At 69.2% G+C, this 14,968-nt stretch carries 16 protein-coding genes; 10 read left to right on the top strand and 6 right to left on the bottom strand.

The window, feature by feature from the left end; genetic code table 11:
* Positions 1–5 precede the first annotated feature (5 nt).
* Positions 6–959 (top strand): LysR family transcriptional regulator, encoded by a 954-nt coding sequence (locus ACAH41_RS03355; protein WP_325648070.1) that lies wholly within the window; start codon positions 6–8, stop codon positions 957–959.
* Positions 960–964: 5 nt separating this feature from the next.
* Here the strand turns inward: ACAH41_RS03355 and ACAH41_RS03350 are convergent, their stop codons facing one another.
* From ACAH41_RS03350 to ACAH41_RS03340, 3 genes are all read right to left on the bottom strand, one after another.
* A complete protein-coding gene (locus ACAH41_RS03350; RefSeq protein ID WP_325648069.1) occupies positions 965–1,729 on the bottom strand; it encodes an ABC transporter permease in 765 nt (254 codons plus the stop codon).
* Positions 1,730–1,776: 47 nt separating this feature from the next.
* Positions 1,777–2,577 carry an ABC transporter ATP-binding protein gene (locus ACAH41_RS03345; protein ID WP_325648068.1) on the bottom strand — a complete coding sequence of 267 codons (801 nt, stop codon included), beginning with the start codon at positions 2,575–2,577 and terminating at the stop codon, positions 1,777–1,779.
* Positions 2,578–2,679: 102 nt separating this feature from the next.
* Entirely contained in the window at positions 2,680–3,597 is a 918-nt protein-coding gene (locus ACAH41_RS03340) for a LysR family transcriptional regulator ArgP (RefSeq protein WP_325648067.1), read from the bottom strand.
* A 98-nt stretch (positions 3,598–3,695) separates the two neighbouring features.
* On the opposite strand from ACAH41_RS03340, the gene ACAH41_RS03335 reads away from it, so the two are divergent.
* Complete coding sequence (locus tag ACAH41_RS03335) at positions 3,696–4,358, top strand: LysE/ArgO family amino acid transporter (protein WP_325648066.1); 663 nt, start codon at positions 3,696–3,698, stop codon at positions 4,356–4,358.
* A gap of 82 nt (positions 4,359–4,440) precedes the next feature.
* Positions 4,441–5,421 (top strand): DMT family transporter, encoded by a 981-nt coding sequence (locus tag ACAH41_RS03330; protein ID WP_325648065.1) that lies wholly within the window; start codon positions 4,441–4,443, stop codon positions 5,419–5,421.
* Here the strand turns inward: ACAH41_RS03330 and ACAH41_RS03325 are convergent.
* Positions 5,378–6,931: an FAD-dependent monooxygenase gene (locus ACAH41_RS03325; RefSeq protein ID WP_325648064.1), complete on the bottom strand. Its 1,554-nt coding sequence runs from the start codon at positions 6,929–6,931 to the stop codon at positions 5,378–5,380. The two genes, ACAH41_RS03330 and ACAH41_RS03325, sit on opposite strands and share 44 nt — an antisense overlap.
* 55 nt (positions 6,932–6,986) lie before the next feature.
* Here ACAH41_RS03325 and ACAH41_RS03320 point away from each other — a divergent pair, with 55 nt between their 5' ends.
* From ACAH41_RS03320 to ACAH41_RS03295, 6 genes are all read left to right on the top strand, one after another.
* A complete protein-coding gene (locus ACAH41_RS03320; RefSeq protein WP_325648063.1) occupies positions 6,987–7,625 on the top strand; it encodes a helix-turn-helix domain-containing protein in 639 nt (212 codons plus the stop codon).
* A gap of 70 nt (positions 7,626–7,695) precedes the next feature.
* The gene (locus tag ACAH41_RS03315) at positions 7,696–8,730 is read left to right on the top strand and encodes a diguanylate cyclase (protein WP_325648062.1); all 1,035 of its coding nucleotides are present in this window, start codon (positions 7,696–7,698) and stop codon (positions 8,728–8,730) included.
* Between the two features lie 382 nt (positions 8,731–9,112).
* Positions 9,113–9,418 carry a hypothetical protein gene (locus tag ACAH41_RS03310; RefSeq protein ID WP_325648061.1) on the top strand — a complete coding sequence of 102 codons (306 nt, stop codon included), beginning with the start codon at positions 9,113–9,115 and terminating at the stop codon, positions 9,416–9,418.
* A 202-nt stretch (positions 9,419–9,620) separates the two neighbouring features.
* Positions 9,621–9,989, top strand: a complete 369-nt coding sequence (locus tag ACAH41_RS03305) for a DUF1428 domain-containing protein (protein ID WP_325648060.1) — start codon at positions 9,621–9,623, stop codon at positions 9,987–9,989.
* A gap of 550 nt (positions 9,990–10,539) precedes the next feature.
* Complete coding sequence (locus ACAH41_RS03300) at positions 10,540–11,184, top strand: antitoxin Xre/MbcA/ParS toxin-binding domain-containing protein (protein WP_325648059.1); 645 nt, start codon at positions 10,540–10,542, stop codon at positions 11,182–11,184.
* Entirely contained in the window at positions 11,181–11,693 is a 513-nt protein-coding gene (locus tag ACAH41_RS03295; protein WP_325648058.1) for an RES family NAD+ phosphorylase, read from the top strand. The genes ACAH41_RS03300 and ACAH41_RS03295 overlap by 4 nt, the downstream gene beginning before the upstream one ends.
* A gap of 220 nt (positions 11,694–11,913) precedes the next feature.
* Here ACAH41_RS03295 and ACAH41_RS03290 read toward each other — a convergent pair whose 3' ends face one another.
* Both ACAH41_RS03290 and queE read right to left on the bottom strand, forming a co-directional pair.
* The gene (locus ACAH41_RS03290) at positions 11,914–12,279 is read right to left on the bottom strand and encodes a 6-carboxytetrahydropterin synthase (RefSeq protein ID WP_325648057.1); all 366 of its coding nucleotides are present in this window, start codon (positions 12,277–12,279) and stop codon (positions 11,914–11,916) included.
* Positions 12,276–12,911 (bottom strand): 7-carboxy-7-deazaguanine synthase, encoded by a 636-nt coding sequence (queE, locus tag ACAH41_RS03285; protein ID WP_325648056.1) that lies wholly within the window; start codon positions 12,909–12,911, stop codon positions 12,276–12,278. Before queE ends, ACAH41_RS03290 begins: the two co-directional genes overlap by 4 nt.
* 390 nt (positions 12,912–13,301) lie before the next feature.
* Here queE and ACAH41_RS03280 point away from each other — a divergent pair, with 390 nt between their 5' ends.
* A complete protein-coding gene (locus ACAH41_RS03280) occupies positions 13,302–14,960 on the top strand; it encodes a ShlB/FhaC/HecB family hemolysin secretion/activation protein (RefSeq protein ID WP_325648055.1) in 1,659 nt (552 codons plus the stop codon).
* Positions 14,961–14,968: the final 8 nt, after the last annotated feature.

The raw sequence follows: 14,968 nt of genomic DNA, 5'->3' as shown, positions 1-14,968 counted from the left end.
GGCGCATGACCAACCTGCCCGCGCCCGGCGCCGACCGCATCGAACTGATGCAGACCTTTGTGCGCATTGTCGAAGCCGGCAGCCTCTCGGCCGCCGCCACCCAGCTGGGCACCACGCAGCCCACGGTCAGCCGCCGGCTGCAGGCGCTGGAACGGGCGCTGGGCCTGAAGCTGCTGCAGCGCTCCACCCACGGCATGAAGCTGACAGGCGACGGCGAGCGCTGCTTCGCCCATGCCAAGGAACTGCTGGAAAGCTGGCGCGCGCTGGAAGACGACCTGCGTGGCGCGAGCGATGCGCCGCGCGGCCTGCTGCGCGTGGTCGTGCCGCATGCCTTCGGCCAGGACCAGCTGGTGGCGCCGCTGACCGAATACCTGCAGCGCCACGCGCAGGTGTCGGTCGACTGGCTGCTGCACGACCGCCGGCCGGACTTCATTGCCGAAGGCATCGATTGCGCGGTGATGGTGGGCTCGGTAGACGACCCGGCGCTGATCGCGATCCGCCTGGCCGAGGTGCCGCGCATCGTGGTCGCGGCGCCGTCGCTGTTGCCGGCCGGCCCGGCCGCGGCGCATGCACCGCTGGCCGAGCTGCCATGGCTGGCGCTGAAGACCTACTACCGCAACGAGGTCACGCTGCAGCACCGGGAAGATGGCCGTGAGCAGCGCTTCGCCATCCAGCCGCGCATGGCGACCGACAGCCTCTACGCGCTGCGCCAAGCCGCACTGGCCGGCCTGGGCGCCTGCATCGCCTCGGCATGGATCGTCGCCGGCGACATTGCCCAGGGTCGGCTGGTGCACCTTGCGCCCGACTGGCGCGCCTCGCCGCTGCCGGTCCATCTCGTCTACCCGCCCGCGCGCTTCTACCCGGCCAAGCTGCAGCGGTTCATCGAGTTGATGCGCGAGCGCATGCCAGGCATCGTCGGTATGGTGGGCACGGCCCGCAAGCCAGCGCCTGCAAGCTGAAGGCCTCAGCGCCCTCGCTCGCTGTCATGCCAGCCGCGCAGCAGGCGCCGCGACAGCCATTCGAAAAAGGCGTGGATCAGCACGCCGGTCAACGAGACCAGCAGCAGTGCGGCGAACATCTTCGGGATCTCGGTGCGGAAGGCCGCTTCCAGGATGCGCGAAGCCAGGCCGGTGTTGCGGCCCGCGGCGCCGGCGGTGAACTCGGCCACCACGGCGCCGATCAGGCTCAGGCCGCCGGCGATCTTCAGGCCGGACAGGAAATACGGCAGCGCCGAAGGCACCAGCAAGAAACGCAGCGTCTGCCAGCGGCTCGCGTGGTACAGGCGGAACAGCTCCCGCAGGCCGGCGTCCGCACTGCGCAAACCCGTCAGGGTATTGGCCAGCAGCGGGAAGAAGGCGACGATGAAGGCGCAGATCAGCACCGTGGCGGTGGCGCTGTCGGTCAGGATCATGATCAACGGCGCGACCGCAATCACCGGCGTGACCTGCAGCACCACGGCAAACGGCGTGAGGCTCCATTCGACCCAGCGCGACAGCGCGAACACCGCCGCCACGCCCACGCCGCCCACACAGGCCAGCGCCAGCGCCATCAAGGTGATGCGCAGCGTGACCCACCAGCTCGCCATCAGCGAGCCCAGGTTGTCCCACAGCGTGACCAGCACCCGCGAGGGCGCCGGCAGCAGGTAGGGCGGGATCTCCCACCAGGCCACGGCCGCTTCCCAGCCGCCCAGGAACAGCAGCACCGCCAGCAGCGGCAGCAACCAGCGCAACGTCTGCTCGTGCCGGCTTGCGGAAGCAGATGCTGCGTGGACCACGATCAACCGAGCGCCGGCTCCTCGGCCGCGCGGGCCAGCGCTTCGCTCAGGCGCGCGCAGGCATCGACGAACACGGGGCTCTGGCGGAACGAGGCGTCGCGCAGGCGCGGGCCTTCGATGCGCAGGTCGCAGGTGATGCGGCCCGGCCGCGCGCTCATCACCAGCACGCGCTGGCTGAGGAACACCGCCTCGAACACGCTGTGCGTGACGAACACGCCGGTGAAGGCCGGCACCTTGGTCTTTTCGCCTTGCGGCAGCCACAGCGACAGCAGGCTTTCGTTCAGCGCGAAGCGAGTGATCTCGTCCAGCGCGGCAAACGGCTCGTCCAGCAGCAGCAGCGCCGGCTGCGTGACCAGCGCACGGGCAATCGCCGCCCGCATCTTCATGCCACCGGACAGCTCACGCGGCATGGCCTCGGCGAACTCGCCCAGGCCCACGCGGGCCAGCGCGGCGCGTGCCGCAGCCTCGCGCGGCTCGGCCGCCATGCCTTGCAGGCGCAGCGGCAGTTCGACATTGGTGACCACATTGGCCCAGGGCATCAGCGTCGGTTCCTGGAACACGAAGCCGGCGTCGCGCACGGGGCCGCGGGTGGCCGCGGCGCCCTGGCGCAGCACCTCGCCACTGCTCGGCAGGTCCAGCCCGGCCAGCAGGCGCAACACCGAGCTCTTGCCGCAACCCGAGGGGCCCAGCAGGCTGACAAATTCACCGGGCGCGATGCGCAGGTCCATGCCTTGCAAGGCAAGCAGCCCGGTTTCGTAGCGGCGATCAACCGCTTTCAGTTCGATCAATGCAGGAGAGTTCACGGGCGGAACTGTACGCGAGGCGGGCGCCAGCCCTGTTTCTGCAACATTTCACCAGCCCTCGCGCGGGCCAGCTTCACGGCACGCGCCGGAAAATAGGCACCTTTATCGGGAGGCCTCGCCGGCGCCCAGCAGCACCTGCGCCGCGGCCCTGCACACGCCGTCGCGCAAGGCATCTGCCAGCGGCAATCCTTGCCGGCATTGCCAGTACAAGGCCACGTCCAGGCCGCGCCCCGGCAGCAGCTCCACCAACTCGCCACGCGCCAGCCGGTCCGCCACCAGCGGCTCCGGGTTCATGCCCCAGCCCAACCCTGCAGCGCTCGCGTCGACAAAGGCTTGCGTGGACGGCAGCCAGTGCGTGGGCACCGGCGGCGCGGCGCCAAAAGCGAGCTGCATCCAGCTGTCCTGCAGGCGGTCGCGCCGGCTGAAGACCAGACAAGGCGCGGCGGCCAGCGACTGCAGGTTCACGCCTTCCGAGAAGAACCGCGCCACGTAGGCCGGACTCGCCGTCGCCCGGTAGCGCAGGCTGCCCAGCGGCACGCTGCGGCAGCCCGGCACCGGCGCCGCCAGCGCGGTGACGGCCGCCACCACCTCGCCCGAACGCAAGCGCTCGGCGGTGTGGTCCTGGTCCTCCAGGCTGATGTCCAGCAGCACCGGCTGAGATTCGGCCAATGCGGCAGCGGCGTTGACAAACCAGGTCGCCAGGCTGTCGGCATTGACGGCCACCGGCAGCGTCACGCGCGCAGCCGGTGCAGCATCGCCCGGTAACAGCCCTGGCAGCGCATCGGCCAGGCCGCGCTCCAGCAAGGCAACCTGCTCGGCATGCCGGCACAAGGCGCGGCCAGCCTCGGTCGCGCGGGTCGGCTGTTCACGCACCACCAGCACCTGCCCCAGGCGCTGCTCCAGCAGGCGCACACGCTGCGAGACGGCCGAAGGCGTGATGCTCAGCACCCGCGCGGCGCGCTCGAAGCTGCCTTCGCGGACCACCGCGGCCAGGGCGTCCAACAAGGCGTAGTCGAGCATTCGAGGCCGGTGGAAAAAGAGAGGGCCGAAGCAGCGCTTCAGGGGCTGAAGCAAGTCTAACTGGCGGCCTGCGGCGGTCTTGGGCATGCTGCGCGGCGATGTCCTTGACCCCTGCCTTCGCTCCCACGTCCCTCGCCGGCCCCGCGCTGCAAGGCCTGCTGCTGTGCGGCTCGTTGATCGTCGCGATCGGCGCGCAGAACGCCTTCCTGCTGCGGCAGGGCTTGCGCCGCGAACACGTGGCGCCGCTGGTGCTGGCCTGTTCGCTGGCAGATGCACTGCTGATCGCGCTCGGCGTGGCCGGCCTCGCAGGCCTGCTGGGCGCACGGCCACAGCTGGCGCAGGCGATGGCAGCGGCCGGCGTGCTGTTCCTGCTGGCCTATGGCTTGCGCGCCTTGTGGCAGGCGCGCAAGCCTTCGACGCTGCAAGCGGCCCAGGGCAGCTCGCTGTCGCTGCGCGCAGCCTTGCTGCAGCTGGCCGGCTTCACGCTGCTGAACCCGCATGTCTACCTGGACACGGTGCTGCTGATGGGCTCGGTCGGCGCGCAGCAGACCAGCGGCGCGGCGCGCGCGGCCTTTGTCGTCGGCGCCAGCAGCGCCAGCCTGATCTGGTTCACCGGCCTGGGGTTCGGCGCGCGCAAGCTGGCGCCGCTGTTCGCCAAGCCCCGGGCCTGGCAGGTCTTCGACGCGCTGATCGGCGCCGTGATGCTGCTGATGGCCTGGCAGCTGCTGCCGCTGGCGGCCGGTGGACACCTGGCTCCGTGAGGACGCGGCGCCACCCTCCAAGAGGGTTCGCAGGCGGCCTTGGGGCGGCCCGGCGTCGGCCTGCGTGTACGCTCGCGCCCCTATGTTGATCGGAACCCTGTTTGCGCTGGCCGCCGGCCTGATGTGGGGCCTGGTGTTTGTCGGGCCGCTGCTGCTGGCCGACTACCCGGCCGTGATGTTGTCGTTTGGCCGCTACCTGGCGTTCGGGTTGATCGCGCTGCCGCTGGCCTGGTTCGACCGCGCCGCGCTGCGCCAGCTGAGCCGGGCCGACTGGCTGGAAGCGCTGAAGCTGTCGCTGGTCGGCAATGTCATCTACTACCTCTGCCTGTCGGCCGCGATCCAGCGCGCCGGCGGGCCGCTGCCGACGATGATCATCGGCACGCTGCCGGTGGTCATCGCCATCTGTGCCAACCTGCGCGCCGGCGGCCAGGGCGTCACGTCCGAACGCCTGCCGTGGGCGCGGCTGGCACCCTCGCTGGGCTTGATTGCGCTGGGCATCGCGCTGGTCAACCGCACCGAGCTGGCCCAGTTGCAGGCCGACCCGCACGCCGACCTGGCGCGCTACGCGCTGGGCGCGCTGCTGGCCATCGGCGGCGTCATCTGCTGGACCTGGTATCCGCTGCGCAACGCGGATTGGCTCAGGGCCCATGCGGACCGAAGCCCGCGCACCTGGGCCACTGCGCAAGGCCTTGCAACGCTGCCCATGGCCTTGATCGGCTACGCCGGGACCTGGCTGTACTTCTCCGCCACCGATGCGCCCTGGGCCATGCCGCTGGGCCCGCGGCCGCTGCCTTACCTGGGCCTGATGTTCGCCATCGGCCTGTTCGCCTCGTGGCTGGGCACGCTGTGCTGGAACGAGGCCAGCCAGCGCCTGCCGCCGCACCTGGCCGGGCAGCTGATCGTGTTCGAGACGCTGTCTGCGCTGAGCTACGCCTACCTGCTGCGTGGCGAGTGGCCGGCACCCGCAACGCTCGCCGGCGTTGCCTTGCTGATCGGCGGCGTGATGTGGGCGCTGCGGGTCAAGCCCGAGCCACCGGCGATTGCCGAGCCGGCGCCGCACTGACGGGTTCAAAGGCATCGCCGTCCAGCGCCGGGTTGAACCAGCGCCGCAGCGCATCCGCCAGGCCTTCCGTGCCGCTCCCATCGCCCGCCCAGGCCACGCAGGCATCGGGGCGGATCAGCATCGACGGGCCGCCATCGACGGCGACGCAGCAGACCTTGTCGGTCGCCGCTGCCACGCGGCTCGAAAGCTGCCGGTCGGGGGATGCGTCGAGGAACACGCCGGCACCGGCGTGCATGAGCGCGTACAGCGAAACCTCCACCTCGCCGTGGCGGACCGCCTGGTCGCCGATCAAACGGCCCACCTCGTCCCGCGTGGATCCGAGCTCGTAGCGCGTGGACAGGCCGCTCGTCATCTCGCCAATGAAGCGGTTGACGTCATCGAACTGCAGCAGCTTGGCCATGAGTTCCCGCATCGCGCCGGATTGGGGATCGGGCCGCATGATGGCGGCCTGGGCCAGCGTGTTGGCCAGCACCGCTTCGGCAACGGGGCGCCGCTCCGCGGTGTAGGTGTCGAGCAGGCTGTCGGGCATGTCGCCTCGCATCACCGCGGCGAGCTTCCAGCCGAGGTTGGCCGCGTCCACCAGCCCCAGGCTCATGCCCTGGCCGCCAAACGGCGTGTGCACATGGGCTGCGTCCCCGGCGAGCAGCACCCGGCCTCGGCGATAGCTGTCTGCAAGCCGCGTGTTGTCGGTCCATTTGCTGGCGCTTTCCAGTGCCGCCACGCGGACATCTGCACCGCTGATGCGGCGCAGCACGGCTTCGATCTCCGCCGTGGCGACCGGCGCGTCACGGTCCGCGGGCGGGCCGCTGAAGTCCAGCATGACCAGGCGGCGCGGCAGGAAGCCGTAGGAGAACACGCCCGCCTCGGTGCGGCGCCAGCCGCTGGGCGCCAGACGTTCGGGCAGGTCGACATCGAGCACGGCCTGGTACATCGTCATCGTGGGCGGTGTGCCGGGAAAGGCGAAGCCGGCCATCTTGCGCACGCGGCTGCGCCCGCCGTCGCAACCCACCAGCCAGGCGCAACGGACACGGCCGTCGCCCGCCGGGGATGACCAGGCCACGTCAACCCCATCGGCCTGCTGCACAAAGCCCGTCACATCGCACTCGCGGCGCGGCTCGATGCCCAGGGTCTGCGCGAGCTCGCCCAGCATGGTTTCCACCGCCGGCTGGTCCACCGGGCGACCGCGCCGATCGGGCTCTTTCTGCGCGTCCGCGCGGATCAGCGAGAGCCCGGCGAAATGACCGATGTAGCGCGGGCCTGCCGCACTCGCCGCAGGCCGGTTCATCAATGCCAAGCTGCGTGCCTCTGCGGCGGCGATGGCTTCGGCCATGCCGCGGCGCTGCAAGGCCTCGACGGCCAGCGGCCCGATGCCCAAGGCCTTGGCAACGAGGCTGGGCGCGGCCAGGCGCTCCAGCACCCGCACGCGAACGCCACCCAGCGTCAGCTCGATGGCGGTCAGCAGCCCGACCGGCCCTGCGCCCACGACCACCACATCCACCTGCTCATCCATGGACTTCACCCAAACATGTACTTAGTACATTTAATGTACTCGGTACAATATTTGGATGTCAACGCCCCCCGACCGCCGGTCCCGCAAACGCCTCGTCACGCGGCAAAGCATCTCCGACGCCGCGACGCGCCTCTTCCTGGAACGCGGTTTCGATCGGGTGACGGTGGACGAGATCGCGGCTGCCGCGGACGTTGGCCGCATGACGGTGTTCAATCATTTCCCCCGCAAGGAGGACATGTTTTTTGACCGCGACGAGGAGGGCCGCGAGGTCTTGCGCAACGCCTTGCGCCAGCGCGATGCCCGCGTCACGCCCATCGAAACGCTGCGCCTGCTCGCGCACCGGCTGGTGGCCGAACAGCGCCCATACGTCGAGTTCTCGGCCTTGAGCCAAGGCTTCGTGCAAACGATTGCGGGCAGCGAAACCCTCAAGGCCAGGGCCAGGGCGATCCGCGACGAGCTGGCGCAAGTCGTCGCGCTGGCGCTGTCCGAATGCGCGGGGCGCGAAGCTGCCGATCCCGACGCGCATCTGGCGGCCGGCCTGTTGCTGGCCATCTGGAGCGTGGCCTTCCTCCAGGCTCACCAGACCTTCCGCGAGCGGCAAGACACGGCGGCAGCCAAAGCCGTCTTTCTCGCCCTGGTCGACAAAGGCAGCATTGCACTGAAAGCCGCCATGGCGGGCACGCCTTACGCCTGAGCTCAATTTCCGCTGCCACCGTCCGATAAAAGTGGTCCATGCGGGACTCCCCCCGCGAAGGTGGTACGCAATGGCTGCAAGCACGGAGGCTCCTCTGAAGATCCTGCTGGTCGATGACCAGCAATCGCACCGCATGGTGCTTTCGGCGGAGCTGCAAGCCCGGGGCCACCAAGTGCTGGAAACCGACAACGCCGAGTCCGCCGTGCGGCTGTTCGTGCAATGCCGGCCAGACGCCGTGCTGCTGGACGTTGAAATGCCGGTGCACAACGGCCACTGGGCGGCGCGCAAGATGCGCGAGACCGAACCCGAAGGCTGGACGCCCATCATCTTCCTGTCCGGCCTGGTGGGCGACCGCGACCTGGCCACCGGCATCGAGGCCGGCGGCGACGACTACCTGTTCAAGCCCGTCTCTCCCGTGGTGCTGCATGCCAAGCTGCGCGCGATGCAGCGCCTGTGCGGCCAGCAACGCCAGCTGGTGCAGCTGACCGATCAACTCAAGGCCAGCAACGCCAGCCTGCAGGCCCTCTCGGTGCGCGACCCGCTGACGGGACTGACCAACCGCCGCGGCCTGGACGCGCGGCTGGACGAGGAACTGCGCGCCGCGCGGCGCGAAAAGCAGCCGCTGACGCTGATGCTGGTCGACGTCGACAACTTCAAGCTCTACAACGACACCGCCGGCCACCTGCAGGGCGACCAGTGCCTGCGCCGCATTGGCCAGCTGCTGGGCGAGACCTGCCGCCGGCCGCGCGACCTGGCCGCTCGCTTCGGCGGCGAGGAATTTGTCATCCTGCTACCCGGCACCTCGCATTCCGGCGCGATGCTGTTCGCCAAGGGCCTGCAGAAGACCATGCGCCAGCTGGCACTGCCGCACCCGGCCAACGGCCAGCGCTGCGTCACCGTCTCGGGTGGCATCAGCACCTGCGTGCCCGATGGCAGCACCACCATCGAATCCCTGCTGTCCCGCGCCGATGCGGCGCTCTACACCGCCAAGTCCCTCGGGCGCGACCGCTTCTTCTGCTTCGAAACCCAGGCCGACACCAACACCGGCCACGCCGAAACCGGCCACTACGACCGCGACCAGGGCAGCTCGGCCGAGATGTTCTGAAGCGGCCCTGTGCAGGGGGCTGCGCCCAGCCCCCGGTGGACAAGGAAACTTGGGGCGGCCCGGCGCTTCCTTGAGCATCTCTACGCGCAACAAACATTGCGCGTAGATTCGTTCTTGCGCGTACGGCTTGAATTGTTGCGCATGGAAGGTCGCCATCGTGGCCAAGCCGCCACCGGAAAATGATCTCACCGCCATCGTGGCTGCCCTGGGTAGCCAAGCTGAGGCCTGCTCGGCGCAGAAGATCCTGCAACCCCGGCGTCCCCGCCATCGCGGCACACGCTGCAATACCGGCTGCGCTTGCTGGTAGACAGGGCCGGACAACCTGCTGGCTGACCCGCTGGCCGCCGGCCGGCTGCGCTACATCTCGGTCGGCATCGAAGGCTTGACCTTCCATCTGCTGGAAGTGCCGTTCCTGATCGAAGAATGCTTTGACCAGATCCTGGCCACCGCCGCCGCAATTGCGGACCCGTACGAGCAAGCCTGGTTGGTGCGCTCGGGCGTGCGCAAGGCCGAAGCGGCGGCACGCATTGCCGGCCGGTCCGCCGCGCATGTCGCACCCGAGGACCAGCCCATGTTCAACCAGGTGGTGGAAACCGAACTGGCCAGCCTGCACGAAGGCAACTTCGCCCGCTACGCGATCCGGCCTGCGGTGTTCAAGGCCTGGCACGAGCGCTGGCGCGCCACCTGAGCCAGCCGTCCAAAGAACCCGCTGACTCTGCGGACCTGGATATTCCGCAGCCGCACGGCGCCAGCGCCGCCACAGGATGCTTATCCTCCTCTCCTGCCGGGAACACCATGTCGATTTGGCTTCCCGTCGTTCGTCGATGGGATACGAGGGCGCTCCCAGGCGGGCGCGCCGACCGGTCAACTTGGCAGACAGGAGCGAAGACATGTCATACATCGATGGTTTCGTGATCGCGGTCCCCACCGCCAACAAGCAGAAGTTCATCGAGCACGCGCGCCATTTCGACGCGATGTTCATCGAGTTGGGCGCACTTCGCGTGATTGAAAGTTGGGGCAATGACGTCCCCGACGGCAAAGTCACCGATTTCCGCCGCGCAGTCCAGGCCACGGCCGAGGAGACGGTGGCCTTTTCATGGGTCGAATGGCCGGACAAGGCCACACGCGACGCCGGCATGAAGAAGATGATGGAAGACCCGCGCATGGATCCGGCCACACCCGGCAACCCGCCCATGCCCTTCGACGGCAAACGCATGATCTTCGGCGGCTTCGAACCGGTGGTCGAAGTGAAGGCTTGAGCGCCAGGGCCACACCGCCCCAGGACGCGCGACGCGTCACGGCGGGCGTCTGCGCACAAACTCTCGACCCGCAGGCGGGGTCTCCGGGACATCGCGCAGGGCGCCCGCCGCCCCGGCCCACCACCCAAGCACCCAAGCACCCAGGCCACCCAACGGCCAGCGCCCGACCGTCACCCCGCCGCTGCCGCCAGCGCCTCCCGGACAACAACAAGGCCAAAAGCCGGGGCCCCGGAGGCCACCAGGAGACAGCCCGAACTGGGTGACGGCGGCCCACGAGCTTCTTCCGACAAAAGACTCGGCGCAGGTCCCGCCACGGGATGCGCATGGACCCGCACGAGTGCATGCGACTGCGCCAGAATGCGCGCGTCGGGCGTCGTCCCATCCTTGAACGTAAGACCGCGGGCAGCTGCCTCTCGTAGGCGCCGGCAGCCGGCCAGGAGCGGTCGAGGCAATGGGCGGCTTTGGCCCCTGGCGCCCGGACGGCTCATGGACAAGTTGATCCAAATGCACTAAACTGGCGATGCAAATGAACGCAACACCGGAGCTCCTCATGTCCTCGACCGCCGCTTCCCCGCTGCACAACCTCTGGTCGATTGTCCTGTCCAAGGTCGGCAGGGCCCACATCGAGCTCGGCGACAACATCATCATCACGAACAACGAGGTGGGCCCGGCGCCGCGGGCGGGTGGCAAGGCTGCCGCCAAGGGCGACCTGAATGACGTCAAGGGCGTCGGTAGGGCGTTCAAGATCGACTCCAAGCTTGGTGGGCACGCGCACGTGCACCGCAAGTCTGCTGTCGAGCTCTTCACGATCCCTGACCACCTGTCGGCCAAGCAAGCCTACGTCATCGTCAAGTTGGGCATCCCTAGCCGCAGCCTGGAGCCGCTGAGCGACCACTTGGGCATCGGCAAGGGCGCGGCCGCGGGTGTCCTGGGAATGGACCGCGCCACGGCCAACCGCAAGGTGGCCAAGGACGACGTGCTTCCGACCTACGCGGCCGAGAGCATGCTGCGCCTGCTCGAGCTCGACGCGATGGCACGCGACACCTTCGAGACTGATGAAGAAGCGGCTGCGTGGCTGCGCCAGCCACACCCGATGCTCGACGGGGAGACGCCGCTGGACTGCGCCAAGTCCGGCTTTGGCGCCGAACGCGTCAAGGACATCCTCAGCGCCGTCAAGTACGGTGGCGTCGTTTGACCACGGTCTACCGCATCGGCTACTGCGACACGCCGGCACCAGCGCTCAACATCCTGCTCATGAGTCTGGGCTACGGCTCGACGCAGGGCAACGGCCGCTGGCACACCAAGGGGCCCAACCAGGTCGTCTACTGCGGCTCGAGCCGTGCCCTGTGCCAGCTCGAAAAGCGCGTGCACGCTAACGGCGCCAACCCCAAGAACCAGGCGCTCATGCGGTTGGAGATTCCCGCGGCCGCCCCCCTGATCGAGGTCGAGACGCTGGGCCTGCCCGCGGACTGGCGCGACGACGAGACGGCCACCCAGACCATCGGCAACACCTGGGTTGCCTCGGGCGCGAGCCTGGGGCTATGGGTGCCGTCCTACATCGAGCCCGGCGAGCGGAACCTGCTGCTCAACCCCGCGCACCCGGCGTACGCCACCGTCACCCTCCACATCGAGCGCCACCCGTTCAAGTTCGACCCGCGGCTGTTCATCGCGCCGGCGCCCGCAGCGGCTGGCACTTCGCCCTGAAGCGCCAACTTCCAGACGCCAAGAGAGTTCTTTGGCTGTCTTGCTGAGGCAAGCGCCGAAAGGGCTTTGAACGTCCGCTTCGCCGCGCCGAGATCAGCCGACTCGAAGACCGCAAAGGGTCGTAAGCAGGTATTCGACAGTTCGCCTTGCCGGCCCTGAAACAGCCTCCCTTGCGCCAAGACTTGCGGCCCCGCCGCGCTAAAGCGCGCAGCCCCAATCCTCAGCGAACCAGCCGGCAGGCATCCCCGCTCGCTTCGCGCCGCACTTCAACGCGAGCAAGCTTGCTGCTGTAAAGCAGCTCCATCGCGCGCCAGATGTAGGCGCAGAGGTTTTCCAGCGTGGCGGGGCCGAGGCCGTGGACTTCGTCGAGCAGGCGGTGGTCGAGTTCGAGGCGCAGGGTTTCGATGGCGCGGCGCAGGTGGGCGAGGTCGACCACCATGCCGGAATCGGCCCCGGGCTGGCCAGACAGCGTGACTTCGGCGATGTAGGTGTGGCCGTGGATGCGCAGGCTGGGCGCCACGTCCACGGTGCGGCGCAGCGTGTGGGCGGCTTCGAAATAGAAGCGCTGGCTGAGTTCGAATTTCATCGGATGCCCAGCACCTTGTGCGTCTGCACCGACAGGCGCCAGCGCGGGTCGGCCATGCAGTGGGCCGTGGCGATCTCGGCGTTGCGCCGCGCCAGCGGGCCGTCCATGGCCTGCACGAAGTGGTGCGCAAACGGCAGCGCGGCCAATGCATCCAGGTCCAGCCCGGCCTGGGGAATGACAACCTTCAATTCCTGTCCCTGTTTCTGGACCAGCGTGCTGCCGGCCTTCGGGCTGACGCAGATCCAGTCCAGCCCCAGCGGCGCGGCAATCGTGCCGTTGGTCTCGACGGCGATCTCGAAGCCCTCGGCATGCAGCGCGGCGATCAGCGCCTCGTCCACCTGCAGCAGCGGCTCGCCGCCAGTCAGCACCACCAGGCGTTGGCCGCGCGTGTTGGCCGGCCACTGGGCCGCGACGAGCGTGGCCAGTTCCTCGGCCGTGCGGTACTTGCCGCCCAGCGTGCCATCGGTGCCGACAAAGTCGGTGTCGCAGAACTGGCAGACGGCGCTGGCGCGGTCTTCCTCGCGGCCCGTCCAGAGGTTGCAGCCGGCGAAGCGGCAGAACACCGCGGCACGGCCCGCATTGGCCCCTTCGCCCTGCAAGGTATAGAAGATTTCCTTGACGCTGTAGGTCATGGCAAAACCGGGTGGGCCGCAAAACAGGCGACGCCCGGGTCAGTGAAGTCAAACGACCTGGGATTGTCCGCCATCGAGGCAAAAGGGCCCAGTTGCAACGGGCGGGCAAGGTTGTGGCAAATGTCTGCCGCGGCGTCGCTGGCCGCGCGCGAAGCGGCGCGATGCGACCGGAATACCCATGTCAATCAACGAAAGGGCGGTAACACGGGCGCAGCTCAAGGGATACCACCGGCCTGTTTACACGAACACTGCCTGGCGACCTCGATCTCCCGTCCCTTTCCCGTCCACGGTCCCGCAGTACCAACCGCCACGCATCGAATGAGCCTTTGCCGCCACCCTGCCCGCCACCCTGCAACCGCAGTTTTCCAATGGCGCCGGCTGGCGCTCGCCATGGCCTTGGCGCTGCCGTTGATGCCAGCCTGGTCGCAGGTCGTCGTGCCAAGCCAGTTGCCGCCCGGCGCCGAGCCCGGCCGCGAGCCATTGAAACCGCCGCAGTTGGTGCCGCAGGCCCCGGGCGCCGCCGTCGCAGTGCCGCAGGCCCCGGCCACCCGTGCGCCAGAGGGGGCCGAGCAGCTGCGCTTCACCTTGCAGCGGGTGGACATCACCGGCGCCAGCGCCTACCCGGCCGAGAGCCTGCGGGCGCTGTACGCGGAGTTGCTGGGCCAGACCATCAGCGTGGCCCGCGCCTTCGAGGTTGCGGCGGCGCTGGAGCTGCGTTACCGCACGGCCGGTTACGTCACCTCGCGTGTCATCGTGCCGCAGCAGACCATCGAAGACGGCGTGTTCCGCATCCAGGTGGTGGAGGGCCATGTCAGCAGCATCGTGGTCGACGAGGCCGTGGGCTCGGCCGCTGCGGCGGTACGGCGCCTGCTGGCGCCGCTGAAGGACGTGAAGCCCATCAGCGTGGCCGAGATCGAGCACCGGCTGCTGCTGGCCAATGACCTGCCCGGCCTGACCGTGCGCGCCACGCTGTCGCCCGCGGCCGACGCGCTGGGCGGCTCGGAACTGCTCGTGACCACCGCCAGGCGAGACTTCGACGGCTCGGCTTCCATCGACAACCGCGCCTCGCCCTACCTGGGCCGCGGCGAAGTCGGCGCCGCGCTGGCCTGGAATGCCATTGGCAGCAACGCTGACCGCCTGACCCTCAGCGCCCACAGCGCCCTGCACCCGGACCGCAGCCACACGGTGGCCGCCGGCTGGGACACGCTGCTGGCGGACGACGGCACCACCTTCGGCCTCGGCGCCTCGCTGGCTCGCTCGCACCCCGGGCGGGAACTGGACCCGCTGGACGTTCGCAGCAAGGTTGCCTCGGGCCAGGCGACGGTGACGCAGCCGGTGATCCGCTCGCGGCTGGAGAACCTGCGCCTGGTGGGCCAGTTCGAGGCCCGCAACGTGGACACCGACATCGCCGGCACCGCGTTCACCCGCGACCGCCTGCGCATCCTGCGCGTGGGCCTGAGCTACGACCTCACCGACGCCTGGGACGGCATCACCGCCGCCCGCGTCACGCTGCACAAGGGCCTGGACTTCGCGGGCGCCAGCGAGCGCGGCGCGCCCACCGCCTCGCGCGTCAACGGCCGCAGCGACTTCTTCAAGCTGACCGCCGAACTGACGCGGCTGCAGCAGCTCGGTGCCCGCACCAGCCTGCAGGCCACGATGGCCGCGCAATGGACGCCGCAGGCCTTGCTGGCCAGCGAGGAAATGGCATTGGGCGGCGCCAGCTTCGGCCGCGCCTACAACGACGGCGAGATCGCCGCCGACCAGGGCGTGGCGGCTGCGCTGGAACTGCGCTACAGCCCGGACATGCCAGCGCTGCCCAACGGCGCCCAGGTCTACAGCTTCATGGACGGCGGCCGGCTGCGCGCCACGTCCCACGGCAACCCCATCAGCGGGCCTCACGCGCTCGCCTCCTGGGGCCTCGGCGCTCGCGCCAACCTGCTGCCCGGTGTGATGGCGGCACTCGAAGTGGCCAAACCCTTCCGCACGGAAGTGCGAACCGAGGGCAACCGCAACGCCCGCGTGTTCGCCACCCTCAGCGCCCAGTTCTGAACATCCAG

It is taken from the genome of Ideonella sp., from assembly GCF_041287625.1.
Taxonomy (GTDB): Bacteria; Pseudomonadota; Gammaproteobacteria; order Burkholderiales; family Burkholderiaceae_C; genus Ideonella.
Note: the sequence above shows the minus strand (reverse complement) of the source record. Positions and strands in the feature narration are given on the sequence as shown.

Coding starts and splice junctions, on each gene's coding strand:
- ACAH41_RS03305 (WP_325648060.1), top strand. CDS start 9,621: ATGTCATACATCGATGGTTTCGTGATCGCGGTCCCCACCGCCAACAAG.
- ACAH41_RS03355 (WP_325648070.1), top strand. CDS start 6: ATGACCAACCTGCCCGCGCCCGGCGCCGACCGCATCGAACTGATGCAG.
- ACAH41_RS03280 (WP_325648055.1), top strand. CDS start 13,302: ATGGCCTTGGCGCTGCCGTTGATGCCAGCCTGGTCGCAGGTCGTCGTG.
- ACAH41_RS03340 (WP_325648067.1), bottom strand. CDS start 3,597: ATGCTCGACTACGCCTTGTTGGACGCCCTGGCCGCGGTGGTCCGCGAA.
- ACAH41_RS03335 (WP_325648066.1), top strand. CDS start 3,696: ATGTCCTTGACCCCTGCCTTCGCTCCCACGTCCCTCGCCGGCCCCGCG.
- ACAH41_RS03330 (WP_325648065.1), top strand. CDS start 4,441: ATGTTGATCGGAACCCTGTTTGCGCTGGCCGCCGGCCTGATGTGGGGC.
- ACAH41_RS03315 (WP_325648062.1), top strand. CDS start 7,696: ATGGCTGCAAGCACGGAGGCTCCTCTGAAGATCCTGCTGGTCGATGAC.
- queE (WP_325648056.1), bottom strand. CDS start 12,911: ATGACCTACAGCGTCAAGGAAATCTTCTATACCTTGCAGGGCGAAGGG.
- ACAH41_RS03290 (WP_325648057.1), bottom strand. CDS start 12,279: ATGAAATTCGAACTCAGCCAGCGCTTCTATTTCGAAGCCGCCCACACG.
- ACAH41_RS03325 (WP_325648064.1), bottom strand. CDS start 6,931: ATGGATGAGCAGGTGGATGTGGTGGTCGTGGGCGCAGGGCCGGTCGGG.
- ACAH41_RS03320 (WP_325648063.1), top strand. CDS start 6,987: ATGTCAACGCCCCCCGACCGCCGGTCCCGCAAACGCCTCGTCACGCGG.
- ACAH41_RS03300 (WP_325648059.1), top strand. CDS start 10,540: ATGTCCTCGACCGCCGCTTCCCCGCTGCACAACCTCTGGTCGATTGTC.